The sequence below is a fragment of the Streptomyces sp. NPDC086549 genome (genome assembly GCF_044746205.1).
Classification (GTDB): domain Bacteria; phylum Actinomycetota; class Actinomycetes; order Streptomycetales; family Streptomycetaceae; genus Streptomyces.
This window is the reverse complement of the sequence record NZ_JBIVBS010000012.1, coordinates 267,202-290,899: the sequence shown is the minus strand read 5'-3', so window position 1 is coordinate 290,899 and position 23,698 is coordinate 267,202. Positions and strand designations below refer to the sequence as shown.

At 70.6% G+C, this 23,698-nt stretch carries 24 protein-coding genes and 1 pseudogene; 17 read left to right on the top strand and 8 right to left on the bottom strand.

Annotation, left to right across the window (positions count from 1 at the left end):
- Positions 1-31 precede the first annotated feature (31 nt).
- The 3 genes and pseudogenes from ACIPSA_RS33090 to ACIPSA_RS33080 all read left to right on the top strand — a co-directional run bounded on the left by ACIPSA_RS33090 (position 32) and on the right by ACIPSA_RS33080 (position 3,855).
- The gene (locus ACIPSA_RS33090; protein ID WP_402641194.1) at positions 32-793 is read left to right on the top strand and encodes a TnsA-like heteromeric transposase endonuclease subunit; all 762 of its coding nucleotides are present in this window, start codon (positions 32-34) and stop codon (positions 791-793) included.
- The gene (locus ACIPSA_RS33085) at positions 781-2,841 is read left to right on the top strand and encodes a Mu transposase C-terminal domain-containing protein (RefSeq protein WP_402641191.1); all 2,061 of its coding nucleotides are present in this window, start codon (positions 781-783) and stop codon (positions 2,839-2,841) included. Before ACIPSA_RS33090 ends, ACIPSA_RS33085 begins: the two co-directional genes overlap by 13 nt.
- Positions 2,838-3,855, top strand: a pseudogene (locus ACIPSA_RS33080) (TniB family NTP-binding protein). The gene ACIPSA_RS33085 and the pseudogene ACIPSA_RS33080 overlap by 4 nt, the downstream one beginning before the upstream one ends.
- 846 nt (positions 3,856-4,701) lie before the next feature.
- On the opposite strand, the gene ACIPSA_RS33075 reads toward ACIPSA_RS33080, so the two are convergent.
- Positions 4,702-5,091: a VOC family protein gene (locus ACIPSA_RS33075; protein ID WP_402641188.1), complete on the bottom strand. Its 390-nt coding sequence runs from the start codon at positions 5,089-5,091 to the stop codon at positions 4,702-4,704.
- Between the two features lie 231 nt (positions 5,092-5,322).
- Here ACIPSA_RS33075 and ACIPSA_RS33070 point away from each other — a divergent pair, with 231 nt between their 5' ends.
- Positions 5,323-5,949 carry a PadR family transcriptional regulator gene (locus ACIPSA_RS33070; RefSeq protein WP_402641185.1) on the top strand — a complete coding sequence of 209 codons (627 nt, stop codon included), beginning with the start codon at positions 5,323-5,325 and terminating at the stop codon, positions 5,947-5,949.
- 96 nt (positions 5,950-6,045) lie between these two features.
- Here the strand turns inward: ACIPSA_RS33070 and ACIPSA_RS33065 are convergent, their stop codons facing one another.
- Positions 6,046-6,474 (bottom strand): SRPBCC family protein, encoded by a 429-nt coding sequence (locus ACIPSA_RS33065; RefSeq protein ID WP_402641182.1) that lies wholly within the window; start codon positions 6,472-6,474, stop codon positions 6,046-6,048.
- 243 nt (positions 6,475-6,717) lie between these two features.
- On the opposite strand from ACIPSA_RS33065, the gene ACIPSA_RS33060 reads away from it, so the two are divergent.
- The 3 genes from ACIPSA_RS33060 (at position 6,718) to ACIPSA_RS33050 (ending at position 9,558) form a co-directional block, all read left to right on the top strand.
- Positions 6,718-7,329, top strand: a complete 612-nt coding sequence (locus tag ACIPSA_RS33060; protein WP_402641179.1) for a Clp protease N-terminal domain-containing protein — start codon at positions 6,718-6,720, stop codon at positions 7,327-7,329.
- 82 nt (positions 7,330-7,411) lie between these two features.
- Positions 7,412-8,416, top strand: a complete 1,005-nt coding sequence (locus tag ACIPSA_RS33055; protein WP_402641177.1) for an EamA family transporter — start codon at positions 7,412-7,414, stop codon at positions 8,414-8,416.
- A gap of 179 nt (positions 8,417-8,595) precedes the next feature.
- A complete protein-coding gene (locus ACIPSA_RS33050) occupies positions 8,596-9,558 on the top strand; it encodes a DMT family transporter (RefSeq protein ID WP_402641175.1) in 963 nt (320 codons plus the stop codon).
- A gap of 61 nt (positions 9,559-9,619) precedes the next feature.
- Here ACIPSA_RS33050 and ACIPSA_RS33045 read toward each other — a convergent pair whose 3' ends face one another.
- Together ACIPSA_RS33045 and ACIPSA_RS33040 are read right to left on the bottom strand one after the other, a co-directional pair.
- Positions 9,620-10,252, bottom strand: a complete 633-nt coding sequence (locus ACIPSA_RS33045; RefSeq protein ID WP_402641172.1) for an FMN-binding negative transcriptional regulator — start codon at positions 10,250-10,252, stop codon at positions 9,620-9,622.
- The gene (locus ACIPSA_RS33040) at positions 10,246-10,935 is read right to left on the bottom strand and encodes a pyridoxamine 5'-phosphate oxidase family protein (protein WP_402641170.1); all 690 of its coding nucleotides are present in this window, start codon (positions 10,933-10,935) and stop codon (positions 10,246-10,248) included. Before ACIPSA_RS33040 ends, ACIPSA_RS33045 begins: the two co-directional genes overlap by 7 nt.
- 35 nt (positions 10,936-10,970) lie before the next feature.
- On the opposite strand from ACIPSA_RS33040, the gene ACIPSA_RS33035 reads away from it, so the two are divergent.
- Positions 10,971-12,302, top strand: a complete 1,332-nt coding sequence (locus ACIPSA_RS33035) for an aminotransferase class I/II-fold pyridoxal phosphate-dependent enzyme (protein ID WP_402641167.1) — start codon at positions 10,971-10,973, stop codon at positions 12,300-12,302.
- Positions 12,303-12,416: 114 nt separating this feature from the next.
- Here the strand turns inward: ACIPSA_RS33035 and ACIPSA_RS33030 are convergent, their stop codons facing one another.
- Positions 12,417-13,346: a DMT family transporter gene (locus ACIPSA_RS33030; protein ID WP_402641165.1), complete on the bottom strand. Its 930-nt coding sequence runs from the start codon at positions 13,344-13,346 to the stop codon at positions 12,417-12,419.
- A 74-nt stretch (positions 13,347-13,420) separates the two neighbouring features.
- On the opposite strand from ACIPSA_RS33030, the gene ACIPSA_RS33025 reads away from it, so the two are divergent.
- Positions 13,421-14,323, top strand: coding sequence for a LysR family transcriptional regulator (locus tag ACIPSA_RS33025; protein ID WP_402641162.1), 903 nt, complete (start codon positions 13,421-13,423; stop codon positions 14,321-14,323).
- A gap of 60 nt (positions 14,324-14,383) precedes the next feature.
- Here ACIPSA_RS33025 and ACIPSA_RS33020 read toward each other — a convergent pair whose 3' ends face one another.
- Complete coding sequence (locus tag ACIPSA_RS33020; RefSeq protein ID WP_402641159.1) at positions 14,384-14,851, bottom strand: pyridoxamine 5'-phosphate oxidase family protein; 468 nt, start codon at positions 14,849-14,851, stop codon at positions 14,384-14,386.
- Positions 14,852-15,010: 159 nt separating this feature from the next.
- Here ACIPSA_RS33020 and ACIPSA_RS33015 point away from each other — a divergent pair, with 159 nt between their 5' ends.
- The gene (locus ACIPSA_RS33015; RefSeq protein WP_402641156.1) at positions 15,011-15,655 is read left to right on the top strand and encodes a cysteine hydrolase; all 645 of its coding nucleotides are present in this window, start codon (positions 15,011-15,013) and stop codon (positions 15,653-15,655) included.
- A 3-nt stretch (positions 15,656-15,658) separates the two neighbouring features.
- On the opposite strand, the gene ACIPSA_RS33010 is transcribed toward ACIPSA_RS33015, so the two are convergent.
- Positions 15,659-16,186 carry a Rieske (2Fe-2S) protein gene (locus tag ACIPSA_RS33010; protein WP_402641153.1) on the bottom strand — a complete coding sequence of 176 codons (528 nt, stop codon included), beginning with the start codon at positions 16,184-16,186 and terminating at the stop codon, positions 15,659-15,661.
- Between the two features lie 175 nt (positions 16,187-16,361).
- Between ACIPSA_RS33010 and ACIPSA_RS33005 the strand changes: the two genes are divergently transcribed.
- The 7 genes from ACIPSA_RS33005 to ACIPSA_RS32975 all read left to right on the top strand — a co-directional run bounded on the left by ACIPSA_RS33005 (position 16,362) and on the right by ACIPSA_RS32975 (position 22,524).
- Positions 16,362-17,126, top strand: a complete 765-nt coding sequence (locus ACIPSA_RS33005) for a HipA family kinase (RefSeq protein WP_402641151.1) — start codon at positions 16,362-16,364, stop codon at positions 17,124-17,126.
- Positions 17,123-17,572: a DUF3037 domain-containing protein gene (locus tag ACIPSA_RS33000; RefSeq protein ID WP_402641148.1), complete on the top strand. Its 450-nt coding sequence runs from the start codon at positions 17,123-17,125 to the stop codon at positions 17,570-17,572. The genes ACIPSA_RS33005 and ACIPSA_RS33000 overlap by 4 nt, the downstream gene beginning before the upstream one ends.
- A gap of 125 nt (positions 17,573-17,697) precedes the next feature.
- Positions 17,698-18,459: a 3-oxoacyl-ACP reductase FabG gene (gene fabG, locus ACIPSA_RS32995; protein ID WP_402641146.1), complete on the top strand. Its 762-nt coding sequence runs from the start codon at positions 17,698-17,700 to the stop codon at positions 18,457-18,459.
- A gap of 75 nt (positions 18,460-18,534) precedes the next feature.
- Complete coding sequence (locus ACIPSA_RS32990; protein ID WP_402641143.1) at positions 18,535-19,296, top strand: SDR family oxidoreductase; 762 nt, start codon at positions 18,535-18,537, stop codon at positions 19,294-19,296.
- A 234-nt stretch (positions 19,297-19,530) separates the two neighbouring features.
- Complete coding sequence (locus ACIPSA_RS32985; protein ID WP_402641140.1) at positions 19,531-21,105, top strand: ABC transporter substrate-binding protein; 1,575 nt, start codon at positions 19,531-19,533, stop codon at positions 21,103-21,105.
- Between the two features lie 100 nt (positions 21,106-21,205).
- A complete protein-coding gene (locus ACIPSA_RS32980; protein ID WP_402641137.1) occupies positions 21,206-21,889 on the top strand; it encodes a uracil-DNA glycosylase in 684 nt (227 codons plus the stop codon).
- Positions 21,890-22,011: 122 nt separating this feature from the next.
- Positions 22,012-22,524, top strand: a complete 513-nt coding sequence (locus ACIPSA_RS32975) for a hypothetical protein (protein ID WP_402641134.1) — start codon at positions 22,012-22,014, stop codon at positions 22,522-22,524.
- Between the two features lie 604 nt (positions 22,525-23,128).
- On the opposite strand, the gene ACIPSA_RS32970 is transcribed toward ACIPSA_RS32975, so the two are convergent.
- Positions 23,129-23,641: a DinB family protein gene (locus ACIPSA_RS32970; RefSeq protein WP_402641131.1), complete on the bottom strand. Its 513-nt coding sequence runs from the start codon at positions 23,639-23,641 to the stop codon at positions 23,129-23,131.
- Between the last annotated feature and the right edge of the window lie 57 nt (positions 23,642-23,698).

Sequence of the window (23,698 nt, the reverse complement as noted above, 5' to 3'; positions counted from 1 at the left end):
CGACGGTTGGGGTTGCGAGGGGCGGGACGACGTGGCGACACCTGTGCGGGCATTCGGTGACGAGGCGCTTTCGGCGTTTGAGCTGGACTTTGTGAGGTCTGGAGAGCGTCTTCGGCTGCCGTTGGGCAGGGCCTGGAACACACGCTTCGAGGAGGCGGAACCTGTACGTCCGTTCCGCTGGACGAAGGGTGAGAAGAGCTTCGCGGGCTGGTACTACGCGGTGACGGTCGGCGATCACGTGGGTTATGAGTCGTGGCTCGAGCGGGATCGGTTGATCTTGCTGGACCGGGATCCGGAGGTTGTCGGGATCGGCTCTCAGCCGTTCTGGCTGCACTGGCACGACGGGCAGAGATCGCGGCGTCACGCCCCTGACTACTTCGTACGGCTCGGTGATGGGCGAGGCCGTGTGATCGACGTCCGTGCTGGTGACCGCATGGATGAGCGGACCGCGCAGGCCTTCGCGGCGACCCGCCTGGCCTGCGATGCGGTGGGCTGGGGATTTCAGCACGTGGGCACGCCGGAGCCGGTGTTCATGGCGAATGTTCGGTGGCTGGCCCGCTATCGGCGCGACCGCTCCGGACGGCCGCCGGACGTCGCGGCCCGGCTGCTGGAGGTGTTCTCGGAGCCGTTGCCGTTGTGGGCCGGAGCCGAGCGGGTCGGTGACCGTCTGCAGGTCCTGCCGGTGCTGTTCCACCTGTTGTGGTCCGGGCGGCTTGTGACGGATCTGGAGTCCGGGCTGCTGGGAACGGAGAGCCTGGTCAGCGCTGGGAGGAGGAAGCCGTGGGCCGGCTGAAGCGGCCGCCTCGGATCGCGGTCGGGGACCGGGTCCGGTTCGACGGACAGATCCGCGCGGTGCTTGCCGTCTCGGCAGTGGCCCTGACCTTGACCGACGAGAAGGAGGCGTATCGCGCGGTCCCGTTGCTGGAGCTGTTCGACGCCGACGACTTCCAGGTCGTGGGCACACCGATGCGGATGCCGCTGCCGCCGGCTTCCCTGCTGGAGACCTTCCCCGAAGCGGTGATGGAGAAGGCATTGTGGTGGGAGAGCCACATCCTGGAGGTGCTGCACGGTCTGCCGCCGGGAGTGGAGCCCGGCACGACGCCGCGGCCCGAATACGGGCCGGACCGGTCGCTGACCGCACGCCAGCGGGCCAAGGCCGCCGAACTGGCGGCCGCCGGGCACCCCGTGACGCCCAGTACGGTCGCCCACCGCCGGCGCCGCTACCAACAACAGGGGGTGATCGGACTCGCCGACCACCGGCCGATGCGCAAGACACCCCAGTTCGGCGAGGTCGACGAGGCAGTGGTCGACGCGATGCGGCAGGCGATCGACGAGGCCGTCGACGCATCGACCCGGACGGGGACCTTCCTCCTCTGGAGAGTCGGCGAGATCCTCCAGAAGACGCCGGAAGGACGGGCGGCGAAGCTTCCGTCCCGCGCGACGCTCTACCGGCTGCTGGCGAAACTGACCGCGGGCACCCACACCACCGGGTCGGCCACGACCCGCCGTTCCAAGGCCCACGGCGCCAAGACCCCTCACGGTCAGCTGCCGGTCTTCGCGCCGGGCGAGATCATGCAGATCGACTCCACCCCTCTGGACGTGCTGGTCCTGCTCGACAACGGCGTCACGGGCAAAGTCGAGCTCACCGCCATGGTCGATGTCGCCACCCGGACCCTGACTGCGGCGGTGCTGCGTCCGACCACGAAGTCGGTGGACGCCAGCGTGCTGCTGGCCCGCACTGTCACTCCCGAGCTGATGCAGCCGGGCTGGAAGGACGCGCTGAGTATGTCGCGTTCGGTGCTGCCCCACCGCCGCCTGCTGGCGCTGGACGAACGGCTGGAACACGCCGCGGCCCGGCCGGTGATCGTCCCGGAAATGATCGTCTGCGACCACGGAAGCGTGTTCATCTCGCGGAACTTCCGCTCCTCCTGCCGCTTCCTGGAGATCGAGTTCCAGCCGACGCACAAGGGTTCCGGGTTCGAGAAGGGCCACATCGAGAAGATGCTGGGCTCGGTGGCCACGCTGTTCGCCCAGTTCCTGCCCGGCTACACCGGCCGCAACACCGACCACCGCGGACGCCACCTGGAGCACGAACGCCTGTGGTCCCTGCTCGAACTGCAGGAACTCCTGGACGAGTGGATCGTCGCCAAGTGGCAGAACCGCAAGCACGACGGTCTGCGTGACCCGTCCCACCCGGGCCGGCTGTTCACTCCGAACGAGAAGTACGCCACCCTGGTCGAGGCCTGCGGCTACGTTCCGATCGCGCTCAGCGGCGATGACTACGTCGAACTCCTGCCCGCGGAATGGCGGGTGGTCAACGAGTACGGCATCCGGATCAAGAACCGCACCTACGACAGCCCCGAACTGGGGCCGATGCGCCGGCAGGACTCCGGTGTCCGGGCCAAACGCGGCCTCTGGGAAGTACACCGTGACCCCTACGACGTCTCCCGGATCTGGGTCCGCAACCACCGCGGTGACGGCGAGTGGGTCCCGGCCACCTGGAAACACCTGAACCGGGCACCGGTCCCCTTCGGCGACCTGGCCTGGGACCACGTCAGCCACCAACTGCCCCGCGCCACCGAGGCGGAGATCGCCGACGCGGTCGCCGCCCTGCTCACCCGGGCCCACGGCGGCCCGCAGACCGAGCAGGACCCGAAGCCTGGCAAGCGCGACCGGCGGGTGGCCGCCCGCACGAAAGCCGCAGGGCCCCTCACCCCGGCACCCGTTGCCGGTGCTCAGACGGATCCCGAGGACGAAGCGGACGAGGGCGAGCACTCGATGGCCGAAGTGATCCCGCTCGGACTGTTCGACCCGCTCGAAGACCCCTGGAAACGCTCATGACGGCATCACCGGCTCTGCCCCAGGACTCCCAGCGGCACCTGACCACGATCGACGGCTGGCGCCGCTTCGTCGACGGGCCGCCGCCCCCGCCGCCCCGGCTCGACGATGCCCAGTACGACGCGCTCGGCGAGCCGGGCCGGGCAGCCTTCGACGAAGCCCGCCTAAATCACCACGGCCGTCTGCTGGTGGTCGCCACCTCCGTCGTCCGGCACACCGTCGCCACCGGCCGCCGCCTGGTCGTGCTGAACCGGCACGCGATCAGTGCCCGCCGGGGCCTGATCGTCTCCGGCCCCGCCGGCACCGGGAAGACCATCGCGATCACCCAGCTCGGTCTGTCCCACGAACTGCTGGACCGGGCCCGGCACCCCACCGCCACCGACCGCAAGCCGGTCATCTACGTCACCGTCCCGCCCGCCGCGACACCTCGCATGATCGCGGCCGAGTTCGCCCGTTTCCTCGGGCTGCCGGTGATGGCCCGCATGAACATCACCGACCTCATCGAGTCCGTCGTCGGTGTCTGCACCGACGCCCGCACCGGCATGATCCTGGTCGACGAACTCCACAACATCTCGCTCACCACCCAGCACGGCGCCGAAGTTGCCGACACTCTCAAGTACTTCTCCGAGCGGATCCGCGACGTTCATCTACGCGGGCATCGACATCGAGCACGGCAGCCTGCTGACCGGCACCCGCGGAGCCCAGATCGCCGGCCGTTTCACCTTGATCCCCACCCACCCCTTCCCCTACAACAGTGAATGGCGGGGCTTGGTCGCCACCATGGAGAAGACCCTCGCCCTGCGGCGGCACCGGCCCGGCACCCTGGCGAAACTGGACCGCTACCTGCACGACCGCACCGGCGGCATGATCGGCGCCCTCTCCCACCAGATCCGCGGGGCCGCGATCGACGCGATCTTCAACGGCACCGAGAAGATCACCAAGGCCGGGCTGAAGGCCGTCTCACTGGACGTCGCCGCCGAATCGGCTCAGTCCCGCGGGCCCAGGACGTCCCGATGACCCAGGAGAACATCCGCGTCCTGCCCTTCCAGGTCCGTCCCCGGGCCGGCGAAGGCGTCCGGTCCTTCATCGTCCGCCTGGCCCACGCCAACCATCTCCCGCCCAGCTACCTGCGGACCTTCCTCTGCGAACCGCCCGACCATCTGGGCCTTCCCAGCTGGACACGGCTCGCCGCCGCGACCGGCCGCGACCCGGAGATCCTGCTCGCCACCCTGGAAACCAGGCGCTGCCTGGAGTGCGACGCGGAGATGCCGCCCTCCGACGTCATCGGACGCCGGAGCCTGCGCTGTTCCCAGGCATGCCGAGAGAAGGCACACCGGGAACGGCATCCTCTCGCTGCCTCACTGAGAGCCCCCTGTCGGCAGTGCGGCAAGAGCATGAAGATCCAGCCCGGACAGCGCTACCGCCTGTGTTCATCCGCCTGTCGACAGGCCAACTACCTCAAGCACCAGCAGAAATGGTCAGCCGAAGCAGGCCCGGCAGATCCATCCGAACCACCCATCTGCCCCGTCTGCGGCGACCAGATGCTGACACCACGCCGGACATGTTCGGACCGATGCCGCCAGCGAGCACATCGGCAGCAACTCCGGCAGCCTCCTGCGAACCCATCTCCTCCACCGCCGCCGACTGCGCGGCCTGCAGCACCGCCGAAGCCAGCCGAACCGGCACCTACACCGTCATCACAACCTTGCGAAGTCTGCGAAGGGCCGCTGCCACCAGGGCCTTGCCAGAAACAACGCCGGACGTGCTCACAACGCTGCAGGCAGAAGGCCTATCGCCAGCGCCGATCAAACTCCGATGACGGCGGGGGAGCCGACGACCTTCCGGCAAAGGCGGGAAGGCCGGTCAGATGAGGTAGTCCGCGCGCCCCTCGTCATCGAGTTCGAAGGGGCCTTCGGGGATGATGCAGAACTCATTGCCCTCGGGGTCCGCCATCACCAGGAACCCGCCGGCGTCGTACTCCTCCAGCCGGCGCCCGCCGAGCGCCTCGACACGTTCCTGTTCCGCGGGCGGGTCGGGTGAGGTGATGTCGAAGTGCATACGGTTCTTCACTGACTTGGGCTCGCCGGTCCGCTGGAAGCCCAGACCCAGGCCGTTCTCGCGCTGCAGCCATACGTAGGGCCCCATGCGGCCCACGACTGGGCGGCCAAGCAACTCGGACCAGAACGCGGCAAGCCGCTCAGGGTCAGCGGCATCGACGATGAGGGCATTGATCTGCATGGGTGAGTCGGCCATGCCCCGATCTTCTCAGGGCGCACAGGGCCGCTCAGCGCCGGTCGCCACACACATGAGAACAGCGACGGTCAAACTCCGGTGAGACGAACCCGCCAGTAGTCAATCTTCAGTTAGACCGGTCGAACTTCACTGAGACAGGTCACAGGGTCATCGAAGGGGATTGTCATCCGATCGGTTCCGATATATCGTTGACGCATCGCGACAGATCAACGATGGAATGGAGTGATTGCGATGCGTTCCCACGGATACGAGCGTGGACACGGGCACGAGGGCGCCTCTCGGCGCGACCGGGGCAGTTTCGAGGGGCTGCGTGCGGCTTTCGGGCCCTTCGGTCCGGGCGGCCCCGGCTTCGGGCCCGGCGGGCCCGGTTTCGGACCGGGCCCCTGGGGGCATCGAGGGCGCGGCGGCCCGAGGGGAAGGGCGCGGCGCGGTGACGTACGGGCCTCGATCCTGGCCCTGCTGAAGGACCGGCCGATGCACGGTTACGAGATGATCCAGGAGATCGCCGAGCGCAGCGGCGGCGCATGGAAGCCCAGCCCCGGCTCGGTGTACCCCACCCTGCAACTGCTGGAGGACGAGGGCCTGATCGCCAGTGAGTCCGAGGGCGGCAAGAAGCTGTTCTCGCTCACGGAGGACGGTCGCACCGCGGCCGACGAGGGGCCCGACGCGCCCTGGGAGGAGGCCTCGCGCGGGGTCGACTGGGAGGCCCTCGGCGAGATCCGCCAGGCCGGTTTCGGCCTGATGGAGGCCTTCGGCCAGGTCTGGAAGACCGGTAGCAAGGAGCAGCGCGAGAAGGCGCTGACCGTCATCAACGAGGCCCGCAAGAAGCTGTATCTGATCCTCGCCGACGAGGACTGACGGCCAATCGGTCGGTCGGCCGGTCGGCCGTGGCGTGACCGAGGCGCCCCGTGGAGCGATCCGCGGGGCGCCTTCTCGCATGGGCGCGTCAGGGGGTCAGGCCAGCAGCCCGCCCAGCTTGCGCAGCGACTCGTTCAGGGCCGCCGTCGCCGAGTCCTTGAGCTTGCCGGCCATCAGCGACACGGCGGCGCCGGTGAACTCGCCGTCGATGCGTACCGTCGTGGCGTCGCCGTCCGGGGTGAGGGTGTAGCGCGTGGTGAGGCTCACCGCCATCGGCCCCTTGCCGCGAATGACGAACAGCCGCGCCGGTTCCAGCTCCTCGATGGTCCACTCGACCTCGGCCGGGAAGCCCATCAGCTTCATGTTCTCCTGGAAGGTGCCGCCCACCGCCAGGGTTTCGGGGCCGCCCTTGGGGAAGTTGGTGTGGGTCGCGTTCCACTCCCCGTACGCGGACCAGTCCGTGAGCTGTGCCCACACCTTCTCGGCCGGTGCCCCGATGCGTGCCTCCGCGCTGACTTCGGCCATGCGACCACCTCTTCGTGTCGGGCTGTGGTGTCGCGGAACGTAGCCGCAGCACCCGGAACATTCAATACTGATGAACTGTCAGAACGTGTGGAGCCCCCTGAGGGCCTTCAGGCAGGGGTGGGGGAGGGCCTGATCTCCTCCGTGAGGAGGAGATTTCGGCCGACGGCATCCACTCTCCGTGGGACGCGAAAATGCTTCCCCTCGGGGATGACCTCGGCCGGAGAGACTGATGGGGTAGGGGGTGTGCACCCCCGTATTCCCCGCCAGTCCGCGCACGACCAGGGCGTCCGCCGGCCGGATGACGATGCCGGGCTCGGCGCCGAGCTGGCAGCGGTGGTCGCCGGTGCCCGCCGCAGGGCCGTTCGGGACGGGGACCGGCAGATCGACACCGCCCACCTGCTGCACTCGCTCCTTGAATCCGACCCCGACGTGCGCGCCGTGATCGGCGACGCCCCGCAGATCGCCCGCCTGCTCGGCTACCTCGTGCAGCGCAGCATCGGCTACGGCCTGCGCTGGCAGAGCACCGTGGAGGACTCCGGTGCGATACCCGTGGCGAAGAGCGGTGATCCGAAGGACGCCGGATCCGGGGACGCCGGATACAGGGACGCCGCAGCGAGGGACTCCGACGGCTGGTCACCGTTGGCTGCGGCCGCCATGGAGCACGCCCGCGGACGCGCCGGGCGCCGCGGTGACGCACGGGCCCGGTGCACCGATCTGCTGGCGGGGATCGTCGCCGACCCGCAGGCGCGGGCCGTCGAGGTGCTCGGACGTGCCGGGGTCATGGTGCGTGACCTGCTCGCGCGGATCGACAGCCACTCGGGCGAGTACGCGGGGGACGGCGGGGCGGCCCGCTGAAGAGCGACGGCCGCGCCGGTCCCGTCCAGCCGATGAGACAGGTGCCATTGGGGGTGACGCTCATGTCGTCGCCTGTCATCATGTGCCGGTGCATATGTCTGAGAGCAGTCAAGGCAGCCGTGGGAAGGGCGTCGGGCTCGGCCTCGCGGTCGCGTCGGCGCTCGCCTTCGGCGGGTCCGGTGTCGCGGCCAAGCCGCTGATCGAGGCGGGACTCGACCCGCTGCACGTGGTGTGGCTGCGAGTGGCCGGCGCCTCGCTGGTGATGCTGCCGCTCGCCGTGCGCCACCGGGTTCTGCTGCGCCGACGCCCCGCGCTCCTCGCCGGGTTCGGACTGCTCGCCGTGGCCGGTGTGCAGGCCTGCTACTTCGCCGCGATCTCGCGCATCCCGGTCGGGGTCGCGCTGCTTGTGGAGTACCTCGCCCCCGCCCTGGTGCTCGGCTGGGTGCGGTTCGTGCAGCGGCGGCCGGTGACGCGTGCCGCCGCGTTCGGTGTGGTCCTCGCGGCCGGCGGCCTCGCCTGCGTCGTCGAGGTGTGGTCGGGGCTGAGCTTCGACGCGCTGGGGCTGCTGCTCGCGCTCTGCGCGGCCTGCTGCCAGGTCGGCTACTTCGTCCTGGCCGACCAGGGCAGCGAGGCGGGCGAGGAGGCGCCGGACCCCCTCGGAGTGATCGCGTACGGTCTGCTCTTCGGCGCCCTGGTCCTGACCGCCGTCGCCCGCCCCTGGGCCATGGACTGGTCCGTCCTCTCCGGGACCGCCCACATGAACGGCACCCCGGTCCCGGCCGCCGCACTGCTGGCCTGGATCGTCCTGGTCGCAACGGTCCTCGCGTACGTCACCGGCGTGGTGTCCGTACGACGGCTGTCCCCGCAGGTAGCGGGAGTCGTCGCGTGTCTGGAGGCCGTCGTCGCGACCGTGCTGGCCTGGGTGCTCCTCGGCGAGCACCTTTCCGCCCCGCAGGTCGTCGGCGGCGCGGTCGTCCTGGTCGGCGCGTTCATCGCTCAGTCCTCGGCGCCCGCCAAGAGCTCCCCGGAGCCGGTGGCGAGCGGCGGTCGCGAGAGCGAGTCGCTCGCCCGCGAAACCGCGGCATAGGGTGCCTGACATGCCTTCGAACGCACTCGTCCTTCCGCCTCCGGCCGCCTGAGGCGGGCCTCCGGGACATCACGCTCGGCACCTCGCCGGGCGGGACGGTGCTGCCCGCAGAAGAAGTCCGCGCGCCCCGCTGGAGCGGGTCGCCTTCCCGTACTTCTGCACATCTGCGGAGACAATTCGTGTCGAATGCTGCCTCTGGCCTGCCCATCGGGCGTGGCCTCCTGTATCTGATCGTCGCCGGTGCCGCCTGGGGCACCGCGGGCGCCGCCGCCTCGCTGGTCTACCGGACCAGTGACATGGGCGCCGTCACCCTGTCCTTCTGGCGCTGCGCGGCCGGGCTCGTGCTGCTGCTCGCCGGCCGGCTGCTGCGCTCCGCCGCCCGTCCGGCCGTACCCGAGCCGCTTGGCCGCAGGGCCCGCAAGGCCGTGGCCACCGGTCTCTGCCTCGCCGTCTTCCAGACCGCCTACTTCGCCGCCGTGTCGGCCACCGGGCTCGCCGTGGCGACGGTCGTCACCCTGGGCGCCGGACCCGTCCTCATCGCGCTCGGCGCCCGCCTCGCGCTGGGCGAGCGGCTCGGCCGCGGCGGGGCCGCCGCAGTCGCCGGCGCGCTTACCGGGCTGGCCGTGCTGACGCTCGGCGGCTCGGGCGCCACCGTGCGTCCGGCGGGCGTACTGCTCGCGCTCGCGTCCGCGGCCGGCTACTCCGCCATGACACTGCTCACCCGGTGGTGGGGGCGCCACGGCGGCACCGACACCTCCGGTACGACGGTGTGGGCGTTCGCGGTCACCAGCCTGTGCCTGCTGCCGTTCGCCCTGGCGGAAGGCCTGGTGCCGCACACCGCCGACCCGGCCTGGATCCTGGGGCTGCTGCTCTACATCGCGGCGATTCCCACGGCCCTCGCCTACGCCCTGTACTTCGCGGGCGCCGCGGCCGTGCGCTCGGCCACCGTCTCCGTGATCATGCTCCTGGAGCCGGTGAGCGCCGCGGTCCTCGCCGTCGCCCTCCTCGGCGAGCGCCTGACGGCGTCGACCATGACCGGCACCTTGCTGATGCTCGGTTCGGTCGCGGGGCTGGCGGTGACGGAGGCGCGCGGGGCGCGTGCGACACAGAAGGAGCCGGAGGAGGAGCCGGTGCTCGTGTGACGCGTGACGGGGCGAGAAGGGGCGCGGCAGGTGCACGGGCCCCCGTGCCCACCTCGCTCGTTCACGCCCCGCGCCGCCGCACCATGTGCTCCCGCGCCGCCGCGTCCCCCGGCCCCCCGCGGCCCGCCAGCGCGGTGGCGATCCGGTCCTGGATCTCCTCCGGCTTCTTGCCCGCGTACTTGAACTTCGCCCGCACGTCCGTCACTTCGAGCCGCAGTCCGCGGATGCCGGACAGCAGGCGGCCGTACGGTGCCTCGTCGGGTGTCGCCCGTGACGAGCCGCCCTCCGGCTGGAAGTGGCCGAGCTGGCGGTTGAGGAGATCCGCCTTCTGCGCCGGGTCGTCCACGACATGGGCCGTGCAGCGGAGCTGGACGGCGGCGTAGAAGCTCGTGGGGACGCCGTGTTCGGGCGGGCCGTCCGGCGCGGCCTGCCAGGGGCCGGGCACGTAGACGTAGTCGTCCACCACGCTCAGCACGACCTGTGGGTTCGCCTCCAGGGCGGCCCACAGCGGGTTCGGACGGGCGAGGTGGGTGACGGCCTCGCCGCGGCCGGCGTCGTAGGCGAAGTGCAGCGGCTGGACGAACGGGGGCTCGCCGGGCAGGCCGTTGACCGCGAGCTGGCCGAAGTCGTGGGCGGCCAGCCAGGTCTGCCATTCGCCGTCGTCGCGGGGCGCGTCCCAGGGGTGGATCAGCATGACCGCGCCCTGAGGTAGTCGGGGAGCTCGATGCCGGGGGCCAGGTCGGCGTTCGCGACCGGGGCGTCGAACCCCTTGCGCAGCGGCACGACGCCGGCCCAGTGGGGGAGGGACAGGTCCTCGGGCTCGTCGTTCGCGCCGCCGGTGCGGACCTTGGCGGAGACCTCGTTCAGATCGAGGCGGATCACCGCGGTGGCGGCCAGCTCCTTCTTGTTGCCCGGCCGCGAGTCGGCGGCACGGCCCGGTACGACGTGGTCGACCAGCGCGTCCAATGCCAGTCGCCGTTCCTCGGGGTCGGTGACCTCGTGGGCGGTGCCGTGCACCACCACGGAGCGGTAGTTGATCGAGTGGTGGAACGCGGAGCGGGCCAGCACCAGGCCGTCGACGTGGGTGACCGTCAGGCAGACCTGGAGCCCCGGATCGGCCTGGCCCGTCATCCGCAACGGGCGCGACCCCGTGGAGCCGTGCACGTACAGCCGCTCGCCGACCCGCCCGTACAGCGTGGGCAGCACGACGGGCGCGCCGTCACGGACGAAGCCGAGGTGGCAGACGTAGCCTTCGTCGAGTATCGCGTGCACCAGTTCCTTGTCGTACGACGCCTTCTCCGCGGCACGCGTGGGGACGGTGCGGTCGGTCGCGGTGTAGGCGGCGGGCCGCGGCGGTGTCTGCTGGGTCCCCTGCATGGCGCTCTCCATTGCACTAGTGCATAATAGGCTTTGTGCTAGGAGAGTATCCGATCGAAGGCCGCGGCGCAGCGGAGATCGCGGCGAGTGTCGAGCGCGCGGTGGGCGCCGGTGAGCTGGAGCCGGGCCAACTGCTGCCGCCCATGCGGGAGTTGGCTGCCCGACTGAGAGTGAATCCCAATACGGTCGCGGCCGCCTACCGCACCCTGCGCGAGCGCGGGGTCATCGAGACGGCAGGGCGCCGGGGCAGCCGTGTCCGGCCCAAGCCGGCCACGACAGGACGCGAGAAGCTGCACGTGGCCGTGCCGGCCGGGGTGCGGGACCTGTCCAGCGGCAACCCCGACCCCGCGCTGCTCCCACCGCTGGCGCCCGCCCTCGCGGCGGCGGCGGAGGAGGGGGACCGGGAGCCGGTGCTGTACGGGGCCGAGCCCATGGAGCCGGAGCTGGCCAGGATCGCGCGGGCCGAGCTCGACGCCGACGGGGTGCCCGAGGGCCCGCTCACCGTGGCCTCGGGATCGCTGGACGCCGTGGAGCGCGTCCTCGCGGCCCACCTCAAGCAGGGGGACGCCGTCGCCGTCGAGGACCCCGGCTGGGGCCGGACCCTCGACCTCGTACCGGCGCTGGGGCTGCGTACCGTCCCCGTGGCCGTCGACGACGAGGGCCCGCGCCCCGAGGACCTGCGTGCCGCCCTCGCCTCCGGAGCACGCGCTCTGATCGTCACCGACCGCGCCCAGAACCCCACCGGCGCCTCGGTGAGCGCCGCGCGCGCGCGTGCCCTGCGTGCCGTCCTGCGTGAACACCCGCAGACCCTGCTGATCGAGGACGATCACGGCCACGGCATCGTCGACCTGCCCCTGCACCCCCTCGCGGGCGTCACCCAGCACTGGGCCTTCGTCCGCTCCGTCGCCAAGGCGTACGGCCCCGACCTCCGCCTCGCCGTCCTCACCGGCGACTCCGTCACGGTCGACCGGGTGCGGGGGAGGCAGCGGCTGGGACCGGGATGGGTGAGCCGTCTGCTGCAGCGCGCGGTGGTCCGGCTGTGGACGGACGGCGCGGTGGACGGACCGGCGGTGGCGGCGGCGTACCGGACCCGCCGGGACCTGCTGATCGACGCGCTCGCGGACCGCGGCGTCCTGGCCCACGGCCGCAGCGGCATGAACGTCTGGGTACCGGTCCCCGACGAGACCGGCGCGGTCGCCCGCCTCCTGCACGCGGGCTGGGCCGTCTCCCCGGGCGCCCGCTTCCGTCTGAGCGCTCCGCCGGCCATCCGGATCACCGTCTCGACACTGACGCCGGAGGAGACCGGTCCCTTGGCGGAGGCGGTAGCGGCAGCGGTGGGCCCGGCACCGGTCCGGACTTATGTGTAGTGAAGGCCGGCCGACTCAGGGGCGCGGGGCCGTGTTCGATATGCGGCTCCGCCGCGTGGGCGCGACCAGCCACATGCGACCCGCAGTCGCGCACGCCCCACGCACCCCACCCCGTCAGGCGCCCCGCCTGACCTGAGTAAGCGCCGCCCCGGCAAGAACGATCACCGCCCCCACCGGAGTGGTCCACCGAAGCGCCTCCCCCAAAATGGCAACCCCCGCCGCGGTCGCGATGACCGGGATGAAGTAGGTCACCATCTGGGCAGTCGTGGGGCCGACCTCGGCGACGAGCCCGTACTGGACGAGGACGGCCAGTCCGGTCCCCAGCGCGCCCAGCGCGGCGACCGCGAGCAGGGGAACAAGGGAGAAGTGGTCCGGAACCGAAGTGAACAGCGGTGTCACAACGGCCAGTTGCACCGTGGCCAACAACAGTTGCGCCCCCGTCATCGACAGATGCGAGTGCCCCGACCCGGCCAGCGTCCGCCGGACGTAGATCCAGCCGACCGGGTAGCTGAGCGAGGCGAGCAGAGCCATCGCCGTACCCGTGGCATCCAGGCCGTGGAACCCCTGCCACGCGCCCAGCACCGTCAGCACGCCGAGGAATCCGACGCCGAGGCCGGCGAAGCGAACCCGCGTCGGGCGGTCCTCCGAGAGTGCGACCAGGGACAGCGCCATGCCCCACAGCGGGGACGTGGCGTTGCAGATGCCCGCCAGCGTGGACGGGATCGTGAGCTCCGAGTAGGCGAAGAGCGAGAAGGGCAGGGCGTTCAGCAGGAACGCGGCGACCGCCAGGTGACCCCAGGTGCGCGCACCGCGGGGCAGCCGCTCCCGCTTCACCGCCATCGCCGCCGCGAGCACCGCCGTACCGAACACCAGACGCCCCAGAGTGACCTGGAAAGGCGCGTACCCCTCCGTGCCCACCTTGATGAGCAGGAAGCTGAAGCCCCAGATCAGGGACAGGGCGCCGAAGCGGAGCCGCCAGTCGAGGCGGGCGCGGGGCTGCCGGACGGTGCCGGCCTCGGCGCGGGGGGTGGTGACGGTGCTCATGGACCCTACGATGCTGCAGACAACCTCGTAGCACAATCGAGAATCTTCGCTGGATACCTCGTAGTATTGCTTACATGTTGAACCTGGAGCGCCTGCGCACCCTCGACGCCCTCGCCCGGCACGGCTCGGTCAGCGGCGCGGCCGAGGCGCTGCACGTCACCACGTCCGCGGTGTCGCAGCAGATGGGGAAGCTGGAGCGGGAGGTGGGGCAGCAGCTCCTCGCCAAGAACGGGCGGGGCGTGCGCCTCACGGACGCGGGGCGGCTGCTCTCGGAGCACGCGGCGCGGATCCTCTCCCAGGTGGAGCTGGCCCAGTCGGATCTGGAGGCGCACCGCGGGCAGGTCGTCGGCGAACTGAGGCTGTCCGCGTTCCCGACCGCGGCCCGCGGCCTGTTCCCCACCGCGCTCGCGGCCCTGCGCACCCGGCACCCGGCATTGCGGGTGCGCTCCAGCGAGCTGGAACCCGAGAACGGCATCGCCGGTGTCGTCCGTGGCGACCTCGATCTCGCGGTCGTCCTGGACTGGTACAACAAGCCGATGCCGCTCCCGGACGGACTCGTGCAGGCGCCCCTCCTCGACGACCCGGCCGATGTGGCGATGCCGTCCGGCCACCGGCTCGCGGACCGTGACGAGGTGGACCTCGGGGAGTTCGCCGAGGACGAGTGGATCACCTGGGGCGAGGGCGAGTTCTGCCACGAGTGGCTGATGTTCACGCTGCGCTCGCGCGGCGTCGAGCCGATCGTCGGCCACCGCGCCGCCGAGACACACACCCAACTCGGCCTGGTGGCCGCCGGGTTGGGCGTGTGCATCGCACCTGTGCTGGGGCGGCACCCGGTGCCCGCCGGCGTCGTCATGGTCCCGCTCAAGCAGCGCGTGCGCCGCCATGTGTACGTCGTCTGGCGGGCCGACGCCGACCGCCGCCCGTCGATCCGCGCGGCGGCCGAGGCGCTGCGGGAGGCGGCCGCCACCGTCGGCTGAACGTCCTTGTGCGGGACGGCCGAACGCCCTTACGCGGTTGCGCGGGACGGCTGAACGTCCCTACGCGGCGCCCAGCTTGCGGAAGTCCCAGGAGACGACCTTCTCCGGCGTCAGCCGTGCCCAGGCGTGCCTGCCGTCGTGCGGCATCTCGTCCAGACCGAAGTTCTTGCGCGCGAACAGGGTCTCCGCGGTGTCGAGTTCGGCGCACAGCTCCCCGGTGCGCGGCACCTCGCCCACGAACTCCACGGCTCCGGACAGTTCGACGCCGCGCAGCTGGTCGTACTCCTCGCCCGAGTCCACCACGATCGCCACCCGCGGATCACGGCTCAGCTCGGTCCAGCGCTTGCTGCGCACCACCGAATACAGCCACAGCGACCTGCCGTCCCAGGCGAACCACAGCGCGCTCACGTGCGGTGCGCCGTCCGCGGACACGGTGGCGACCCGGCAGGTGCGCTGAGTGGTCAGGAATTCGTCCAGCTCGCCCGGCGTCATCATGATCTTCCGGCCCCTGCGCTGAGTGACGGTCATGCGGCCCCCTCTTCTCCCACGTCGTGCCAGAGGATACGGTCCAGGTCTTGTCGTTGCCCAGATCCTCTGACATCACGTCAGAAAAGAATGATTCGTCTTCCGTTCGGGCGCAATGGTGGCTAGTCTCGCCCGCTCCGCACCTCGGCGAAAGGGGGCCTCATGGCGTCGTACGAAGAGCTCGGAGAACTCCTCGACCCCGCGAGCACCGTGCTGCTCACCGTGGAGTGCCAGCAGGGGGTTGTCGGTCCCGACAGCGCGCTGCCCGAGCTCGCCCGCGAGGCCCGTGCCTCGGGTGCCCTCGGCAACGTCGCCCGGCTGGTCGCCGCGGCGCACGACACCGGGGTCCAGGTGATCCACGCCGTCGCCGAGCGCCGGCCGGACGGCCGGGGCGCCAACCGCAACGCCCGGCTGTTCCGCGCCGCCGAACGGCTTCCCGTCCAGCAGCTGTCCGGCACCACCGCGGTGCGTGTCGCCGCCCCGATCGAGGTCGCCGAGGAGGACTTCGTCGTACGACGGCTGCACGGGCTGTCGCCCATCCAGGGCACCGACGTCGACGCGCTGCTGCGCAACCTCGGCTGCCGCACGCTGATCGTCACGGGTGTCTCGGCCAACGTCGCCATACCCAACGCGGTGTTCGACGCGGTGAACCGCGGCTACACCGCCGTCGTGCCGCGGGACGCCATCGCGGGGGTGCCCTCCGACTACACCCCCGCGATGATCCGCAACACCCTCGCGTTGGTCGCCACGGTCGCGACCACGGACGAGGTGCTCGGATGCCTCAAGCGTCCACGCCGAGGCGCCTGAGGCTCACGCGAGCTTGATCTCGTCCCCGGACACGGTGATGTTCGCGGCCGTGAGCCCCGTGGTCGCGGGGCCCGCCTTGCGGCTGCCGTCCGTGACGGAGAACTGGCTGTTGTGGCACGGGCAGACGATCACACCGTTGGCGACGCTGCCGACGGCGCACCCGGCGTGCGGGCACTTGGACGTGAACGCCTTGTAGGTGCCCTTCGTCGGCTGCGTGACCACGACACCCTGGTCCTTGAAGATCTTGCCGCCGCCCTCCGGGATGTCCGAGGTCTTGGCGAGCGCGGTGCCGGAGCCGGCCGCGGCGTTGTCTCCGCCGCCCGAGCCGCTGGTGCCCGAACCGGTGTCCTGAGAGGCGGTACCACCGGTCGAACCGGCGGTGCCGGACGAACCGGACACGCTGGAGGAGTTCGAGGAGTCGTCGCCCGATCCGCAGGCGGTCAGCGCGGCGGCGAGCCCCGCTGCTCCGGCCGCCGCCACGACGGTACGGCGGGCCGGTCCCGCTACGGGCTTGGGCGATGCGCTGGTCATGTGGGGGTTCCCTTCCGCGGAGCTTTTTCGTGATCCGTCCAGGGGTACGGTCTGCGGGCACCACCTGTTCAGACGGTGTCGAGATCCTGGCGTCTTCGGGATCAGACGGCCGTAAGCCAGAGCTGTCGTTCCGCTGTCGGTCGGGGACCCGCCGACTCCCCAGTAACCTGGGGCGATGCTCAAGGAAGTCATCGCGACCCGCTACATCACGCCCCTGCGTGAGGGCGGCTCGCTGCCGGGGCTCGTCGAGGCCGACGACTTCGGCACGTACGTCATGAAGTTCACCGGCGCGGGGCAGGGCCGCAAGACGCTGGTGGCCGAGGTCGTCTGCGGGGAACTGGCCCGCCGCCTGGGCTTCCGGATGCCCGGCCTCGTGACGATCGAGCTCGACCCGGTGCTGGGGCTCGGCGAGCCGGACCAGCAGGTGCAGGAGCTGCTGAGGTCCAGCGGCGGCACCAACCTCGGTATGGACTTCCTCTCCGGTGCCCTCGGCTTCGACCCGCTCGCCTTCCGCGTGAGCCGGGAGGAGGCCGGACGGATCGTCTGGTTCGACGCGCTGATCAACAACGTCGACCGCTCCTGGCGCAATCCGAACCTGTTGATGCACCGGGGCGAGCTGTGGCTCATCGACCACGGCGCGACCATGATCTGGCACCACAACTGGCCCGGCGCCGAGGCCTCCGCGGCCCGGCCGTACGACGCCTCGGACCACGCGCTCGTCCGCTTCGGCCCCGATGTCGCGGGCGCCGCCGCCGAACTGGCCCCTCTGGTCACCGAGGACCTCCTCGCCGAGGTCACCGCCGAGATCCCGGACGCCTGGCTGGCCGACGAGCGCGGCTTCGACCGACCGGACGACCTCCGGCGGGCGTATGCGCGTCCCCTGCTCGCGCGGGCCGCCGTGATCCACGAGCGCGTCACCGGCATCGAGGGGGGCAAGTGAGCGAGCACTACATCCACATGGCCGGCCATGTGACCGAGCGATACATCACCAGGGCGGGCCAGGGGGGTGGCCGGGACGTCTTCGAGTACGCGCTGCTGCGGGTCGTACCCCGTGTCGAGCGTGGTGAGTGCATCAACGCGGGCGTGGTCGTGTACTGCCGTGCCAAGGGCTACATCGGCGCCCGTACCCACCTCGACGAGGCCAGGCTGCTGGCCCTCGACCCGGACGCGGACGTGGCGGGCGTGCGGGCCACGCTCGGGGCCGTCGAGGGCGTGTGCGCCGGCGGGGCGGCGGCGGGACCGGCGGCCCAGGACGACGCGGGGCGGCGCTTCCGCTGGCTGATCGCGCCGCGCTCGACGGTCGTGCAGCCCGGATCCGTCCACACGGGTCTGACCACGGATCCGGCGGCCGAGGCGGAGCGGTTGCTGGACCTCCTGGTGAGGTAATGGATCACACGCACCCGGTGTGCCGTTGACACCGGGTGCCAGGGCTTCTAGCGTCACGTGTATCGAAGGTACTAAGCGGTCGCTCAGCGCGGCTGGGGAATTCTCAAGGGCGAGGAGAAGCAGCAATGTCCACCACTGACCAGCGGGTCGCCATCGTCACCGGCGGTGCGCGCGGCATCGGCGCCGCCACCGCCGTACGACTGGCCGCCGAGGGGCGCGCGGTCGCGGTCGTCGACCTCGACGAGGCCGCATGCAAGGACACCGTGGAGCAGATCACCGCGGCCGGCGGCCGGGCGATCGCGGTCGGCGCGGACGTCTCCGACGAGGCGCAGGTCGAGGCGGCCGTCGGGCGCATCGCCGACGAGCTCGGCGCGCCGACGATCCTCGTCAACAACGCCGGTGTGCTCCGCGACAACCTGCTCTTCAAGATGACGGCCTCCGACTGGGACACCGTCCTGAACGTGCACCTGCGCGGCTCGTTCCTGATGACCAAGGCCGTCCAGAAGCACATGGTGGACGCGGGCTTCGGCCGGATCGTCAACCTGTCCTCGTCCTCCGCGCTCGGCAACCGCGGCCAGGCCAACTACTCCGCTGCCAAGGCCGGTCTGCAGGGCTTCACCAAGACCCTCGCCATCGAGCTCGGCAGGTTCGGCATCACCGCCAACGCCGTCGCCCCCGGCTTCATCGCCACCGAGATGACCAAGGCCACCGCGGAGCGCGTCAAGATGGGCTTCGAGGAGTTCAAGGCCGCTGCCGCCACCCAGATCCCCGTGCAACGCGTCGGCGAGCCCGAGGACATCGCCAACGCGATCGCCTTCTTCACGGCCGAGGCGGCCGGATTCGTCTCCGGTCAGGTGCTGTACGTCGCCGGCGGACCGCTCGACTAGCCGGTACCGGGCGATCCGAGGAAGCCAAGGAAGCCAAGGAAGCCAAGGAAGCCAAGGAACTCAAGGAACACGGACATGACTGAACTGCCTGAACTCTCCGGCAAGGTTGCGCTCGTCACGGGCGCCAGCCGCGGCATCGGCTACGGCGTCGCCGAGGCGCTCATCGCGCGCGGTGACCGCGTGGTCATCACCGGCCGCAACGAGGACGCCCTCAAGGAGGCCGTCGAGAAGCTCGGTTCCGACCGGGTCATCGGCGTCGCGGGCAAGGCGCACGACCTGGCCCACCAGACCGAGGCCGTCGAGCGCGCCATGGAGGCCTTCGGCCGCGTCGACTTCCTGGTCAACAACGCCGGTACGAACCCGGTGTTCGGACCCATCGCCGACCTCGACCTGGACGTCGCGCGCAAGGTGTTCGAGACCAACGTGATCTCGGCGCTCGGCTTCGCCCAGAAGACCTGGCACGCCTGGCAGAAGGACAACGGCGGCGCGATCGTCAACATCGCCTCGATCGCGGGCCTCGCACCTTCGCCGTTCATCGGCGCGTACGGCGTCAGCAAGGCCGCGATGATCAACCTGACCCAGCAGCTGGCGCACGAGTTCGCGCCCAAGGTGCGGGTCAACGCGATCGCCCCGGCCGTCGTGAAGACCAAGTTCGCCCAGGCTCTGTACGAGGGCCGGGAGGCGGAGGCCGCCGCGGCCTACCCGCTCGCCCGGCTCGGCGTGCCCTCCGACATCGGGGGCGCCGCCGCCTTCCTCACCTCCGTGCAGTCCGACTGGATCACCGGGCAGACGCTCGTCGTCGACGGCGGCATATTTCTGAATGCCGGGGTGGTCTGACCCCTCGTCCGGCCCCTCGTCCGGTTCCTCTTCCGGGCGTAACGATCGGGTGCACAAAGGCGCCGTTTCCTTGACGGAAACGGCGCCTTTGTCGTTCCGCGAGAGGGGTCGAGGAGGATGACAACGTCGTCATGAACAACTTGATCAAGACCCTGGTACGAACCTGGTTCCCCCGGCGTGTCCCTGCGGTATGGTCTGCCGACCCTTGGTATGGCGGATCGAGGAGCGTGCGCGTTGTTCAACCGGAACCGATGCCTGCAGACACTGGCGGCGGTTGCGTCCATATCCCTGGTGACCGGATGCAGCGTCTTTTCCGACGGCGACCAGGACAGCGGCGGACCGATCGTGGTGGGCACCACCAGCGCGCCCAGCACCCTGGATCCGGCGGCCTCCTGGGACCAGTCCTGGGAACTCTTCCGGAACATCTACCAGACCCTGCTCAGCTACCCCGGCGGCGCGAGCACGCCGCAGCCCGACGCGGCCGACAAGTGCACGTTCACACAGTCGAACACCGTGTACACCTGCGAGCTGCGCTCGGGCCTGACGTTCTCCAACGGGCACAAGCTGGACGCACAGGCGGTCAAGTACTCGATCGACCGGATCAAGAAGATCGACGTCAGCACCGGCCCCGCCGGTCTGCTGGGCAGCCTCGACCGGGTCCAGGCGGTGAGTGACCGCGAGGTCGTCTTCCACCTGAAAGAGCCGGACGCCACCTTCCCGTTCGTCCTGGCCACGCCCGGCATGTCGATCGTGGATCCCGCGGAGTACCCGGCCGACGCGCTGCGCAAGGACGGCAAGGTGCTCGGGTCCGGGCCGTACGACCTGCAGTCCTACCAGGAGGGTAAGCAGGCCGTACTGGTCGCGAACAAGAGCTACAAGGGAGCCGCTCAGCGCAGAAACGATGCGGTGACCATCCGCTACTACCAGGACTCGCATTCGCTGGCCACCGACCTGCGCGACAAGAAGCTCGACCTCACCTTCCGCGGCCTTGCCGCCGACGACGTCATCTCCTTCCAGGCCCAGAGCACCAAGGACATCGACGTCATCGACGGGCCCAGCAACGAGATCGAGTACCTGGTGTTCAACCCGAAGGACCCCTGGGCCGGCAAGACGGCCGTGCGCAGGGCCATCGCCCAGCTCATCAACCGGAGCGAGATCGCACACCGGGTCTACAAGGACACCGTCGAGCCGCTGTACTCCATGGTCCCGGCCGGCCTGACGGGGCACAGCACCGCCTTCTTCGACGACTTCGGAGACCCCAGCGTCACCAAGGCCGCCAAGATCCTCACCGACGCGGGCATCACCCAGAAGGTTCCTCTCACCCTCTGGTACACCACCGACCGCTACGGCTCGGCGACCGCGAAGGAGTTCCAGGAGATCAAACGCCAGCTGGAGACCTCCGGCCTGTTCACCGTCACGCTGCACGGTCGCGCCTGGAACAAGTACGTGCTGGGCTACCAGAAGGGCCAGTACCCGGTGTTCGGGCGCGGATGGTCACCCGACTTCCCCGACGCCGACAACTTCATCGCGCCGTTCGTCGGCGAGCAGAACGCCGTCGGCACGCCCTACGAGTCCCCCAAGATCACTGGTGACCTGCTGCCCGCCTCCCGCCGCGAGAGCGATCGTGCCAAGGTGGTGAAGGAGTTCCGGCAGGCCCAGACGATCCTGGCGGACGACGCGCGGCTGCTGCCGCTGTGGCAGGGCAAGCAGTACCTGGCCACGAGCGCCGACATCTCCGGCGCGGAGCGGTCGCTCGACCCGTCGGCGATCATGATGGTGTGGGAGCTGTTCCGGAAGACCAGCTGGTAGCCGGTGCGTTCACCGGAGCCGGGGTCCGATGTCAGTGGTCGCCTGTAGGTTCTGAGACCTGCACCACCTGCAAGTGACCACACATCGTGAGGACGTTGACGTGACCGACATCGCCATGCTGCCCGAGTCCTGGCGCGGGGCCCTGGGCGACGAGCTGCAGCAGCCCTACTTCAAGGAGCTGACGGAGTTCGTCGAGGAGGAGCGGTCGAAGGGTCCCGTCTACCCGCCGCGTGAGGAGGTCTTCGCCGCGCTGGACGCCACGCCGTACGACAAGGTCAAGGTCCTGATCCTCGGCCAGGACCCGTATCACGGTGAGGGCCAGGGGCACGGCCTGTGCTTCTCGGTCCGGCCCGGGGTGAAGACCCCGCCCTCCCTGCGCAACATCTACAAGGAGATGAAGGAGGAGCTGGGCACGCCGATCCCGGACAACGGCTATCTCATGCCGTGGGCCCAGCAGGGCGTCCTGCTGCTCAACGCGGTGCTCACCGTCCGCTCAGGCGAGGCCAACTCGCACAAGGGCAAGGGCTGGGAGAAGTTCACGGACGCGGTGATCCGCGCGGTGGCCGACCGGCCCGACCCGGCGGTCTTCGTCCTGTGGGGGAACTACGCGCAGAAGAAGCTGCCCCTGATCGACGAGACCCGGCACGTCGTGGTCAAGGGCGCACACCCCTCACCACTGTCCGCCAAGAAGTTCTTCGGCTCCCGACCGTTCACGCAGATCAACGAGGCGGTCGCGGCGCAGGGCCACGAGCCGATCGACTGGACGATCCCGAACCTGGGCTGACCGCCGCGCGGGCGGCCCCGTGTCGTACGCGGGGCCGCCTGACCGGGATTGCCGGTGCCGCCGGTTAGCGTCTGGACGGACGGCCGACGGGGCCTGTCTCTCGGATCAGCCTGGAGGACGCGGTGGCGGAGCGGCAGGAGCAGACGGCGCCGGACGCCGTGCTGACCAGGATCGGGCAGGTCGTCATGCTCCATCACGGCGGGGACCGCGAGGAGGCCAGGAGCCGTCTGCTGGACCTGTGGGCGGAGGTCGGGCAGGACGGGGACCCGGTGCACCGCTGCACGCTGGCCCACTACCTGGCCGACACCCAGGACGATCCCTCGGACGAACTGGCCTGGGACCTGAGGGCGTTGTCCGCGGCGGAGGAACTCGCGGCCGGCAGTGAGGGCCCCACGGCACTGCACACCTTCTACCCCTCCCTGCACCTGAACCTCGCCACCGACTACGTGAAACTGGGCCATTCCGAGGCCGCCCGCATCCATCTGCGCCGGGCCCGCGGCGCGGCCGGGGCACTCGCCGACGACAGCTACGGCGACGGGGTCAGAGCGGCGATGATCCGGCTGGAACTGCGGCTGGGCGAGGCGGACCCGCCGGGCGGAGACCCCTGGGGCCCACCCCGTCGGCAACCGACGTAGTCAGTACCCGTGCGTCTGCCGGGTCAGTGCCCGTACGTCTGCCGGCAGATCGCCGCCTCCGGGCTGTCCGCCCGCCAGCCACCGTACTGCGTGCCCAGCGCACACACGTCGGACGTCCTGGGCACGGACCCGGGCACATCCGCGATGCCGACGGGCGCTTGGTCCCGGGACTCACGGTGCGGCCGCGGCCGAGGGTGTGCGTTCGGCGAGGGGGCCCGGTGGGGCGCCGACCGGGGCGTGGGAGGGGATGGCGTGGGGGTGCGCAGGCGCGCCGGCCGCCGGGGCGGGCCGACCATCTCCAGCGCCTCCCGCGCCGGCGCCTGCACGGCTCTCGGTCCCGCGCTGCCGTCCGACCGGGCAACCAGGGCCCGCGACGGTGCCCCTCCCGGCGGCGGCCCCGGTGCCGACGTCCGCTGGACCGTCACACAGCCGGAGAGGGCCGAGACGGCCACGGTGACCAGAAGCGTTGCGGTGGTCGTCGTTCGATGCACCCGCGCAACTCTGCTGCGTCGGCGCCCGCCCGGGAACAGGGGACCGGCGGAAGATGCCCCGCATGAGTGATCTCTCGCCCCGTACGAGGGGCGCTGGCGGCCCCGGGCTGACGTCAGTCCCCGGTGGCTCCGTCGATCCGCTCACGGACCAGGTCGGCGTGACCGTTGTGCCGGGCGTACTCCTCGATCATGTGGGTGTAGATCCAGCGCAGGCTGAAGGGCTCACCGGTGCGGCGGCTCGTGCTCTTGGAGAGGTCGTCCAGACCGAAGCCGACCGCAGCCCGGCGGGCGGCCTCGATCTCGGCCTGCCAGGTGGTGTACGCCTCTTCCCAGGTGTCCGACTCGGTGAGGTGGAACTCGCCGTCCGGATCCTCCTCGGTGAAGTAGATGGAGTCCAAGTCGTCGCCCACCAGCACGTTACGGAACCAGCCGCGCTCCACCTCCGCCATGTGCCGCACCAGGCCCATCAGCGACAGCTCGGACGGCTCCACCGACGCGGTCCGCAGCTGCGCGTCGGTCAGACCCTCGCACTTCCAGGCCAGGGTCTGCCGGTGGTAGTCGAGCCAACCCTCCAGCATGGTGCGTTCGTCGGCGTTCTGGGCGGGTTCGGGGCGCTCGTTTGTCATGCCCTCATCCTTGCTCAACTCGCCTGCTCCCACCAGGAGTTTTCTGTCGGCCTGCGG